2 pseudogenes are annotated in these 1,692 nt (G+C 48.2%); both read right to left on the bottom strand.

From position 1 onward, the window contains the following. Positions 1-1,164 (bottom strand): annotated as a pseudogene (locus SYN60AY4M2_RS13840) (macrocin O-methyltransferase); the annotation flags it as partial. 81 nt (positions 1,165-1,245) lie between these two features. Further along, a pseudogene (locus SYN60AY4M2_RS13835) lies at positions 1,246-1,692 on the bottom strand (macrocin O-methyltransferase); the annotation flags it as partial.

Below are 1,692 nucleotides of genomic sequence, written 5' to 3'. Positions count from 1 at the left end.
CCAGCCTAGCCAGCAGCCAATTTCTAGGGCGTTTTTTCCTTTGAACTCAAGTGCAGTGTTGTACAAGATGTGCGCCTCGTCCCGAGTGACAAAGCCAATACCAGGTTGACGTCGATCTGCATACCGAAGGTGAGGAATCTGTTTATTCAGATGGGGATAGGTCTCAGAACTCGGATCAAGAGCGACCATAAAAGGAAAGCCATGGTCAAGACGTATTCTTCTGAGGCTAGCCGCTACGTAGTCGTACCTCCTAGCTGGGTTAGCTACTGGGCCTGGATACCGAAGGCTGACTTCAACCTTAAAGCCCTCAGTTGTAAGTGCAATGTGAGTTGGTGCTAGCTTAGCATCACCTGCAAGATGCATGATCCCTATTGGATTGTGGGGTGGAAAACAATCTACCCAGAGCTTCCTTTGTGGATCCCATAGAGGCAGTTTTTGGTGGCAAGCCCAATGACAGTGTGAAGGCAGTAGTTCAACAATATCTATTCCACAATCCCTATAGATCGTCGCATTTAGAGCGTGCTGCTCTCCGTAGTAAGGCTTATCAAGGCCTCTAAAAACGCGAGATAGATTTGAAATACATTGACCTAGTCTATACTTCCATCTTGACCAAACGAAAGAGTCACTGCGTCCAGAGATTGCACCGGTGTTTAGGACTGGCATCAGGTGCAGGTTGCTATGCTCTGGAGTGCAGTCCGTGAGATGGAAGTAGTCCCAGTATTTTGCAAAAAGAAAACTTACGTGAAGAGAAACCGAAGGAGTAAAGAGAGTATTTAACGGCTCAATAGCGATTGCAAAGCCTTTGCGCCTAGCTCCTAGGATAAAAAGCTCGATTGCAGACCAATCTTGTACCCAGGTATCTGCATCAAGCCAGATGTAAACTTCATAGCCTGGAAAGTAATCAGCAATGAAAGGTCTACACAACTGCGCCTTAAGATAGCCGGGCTGCCTATCAATATCAGGAATGTCATAAGTCCACCCTGGCTCAACGATATAATCAACATGCTGACTTATCCACTTTAGCTGCTCGGGTGTACAACCCACATCGAGAAACGCAATATCTACAGAGCTTCCCTGCGGCTTCTCTCGTATAGAGAGAATAGTCCCCTGAACTAACTCAAAAAACTTGCTGTCAGCACCTGTAACGATGATAGTTGAGTTCATAGCTCCTAATTTTCCTCCAACAACAATCTTAGCCATCAGGAAGAAAAAACAAGGGCATGCCCCCAGGCAGAAAGTAGGTGCCTATAACACAGGCAACCTCTGGACAGCTAGCCGCAGGCCTTGAGGAAAGCGCTCGTGCTTCAGAGGATAGCGATAGTTCAGTTGGGGAATCAGCCTCTCCCATTGATGGGGGTTCAACCCAGCCACTACAGAAGAGAATGGCTCTCTGCCTAGCTCCAGCCCTACTTCCATGAGCTTGAGGACTACGTTGCCCGCAGCTATCTCCAGGGTTCGATTAGCCACTTGCGGATCCGGGTCTCCCAGGAAGATCAGGGCATAGTCTTCTGGGTTGGGGCTACGTAGAATTGACTCCAACAGAACCTCCAACTCTTGCACAAGCTGCTCTGTCTCCATCTCCCAGTAGGGGAAAAGACCCACGTTGATCTTGCTCAGGCGGATCCCTTCTGGTTTGAAGGTTTGTATCAAACCATCTGTAATTACCAGCCAGTTCTCAGAGGGACTTAACCA

This window comes from Synechococcus sp. 60AY4M2, from assembly GCF_002760375.1.
Lineage (GTDB): Bacteria > Cyanobacteriota > Cyanobacteriia > Thermostichales > Thermostichaceae > Thermostichus.
This window is presented reverse-complemented; position numbering and strand designations above follow the sequence as displayed.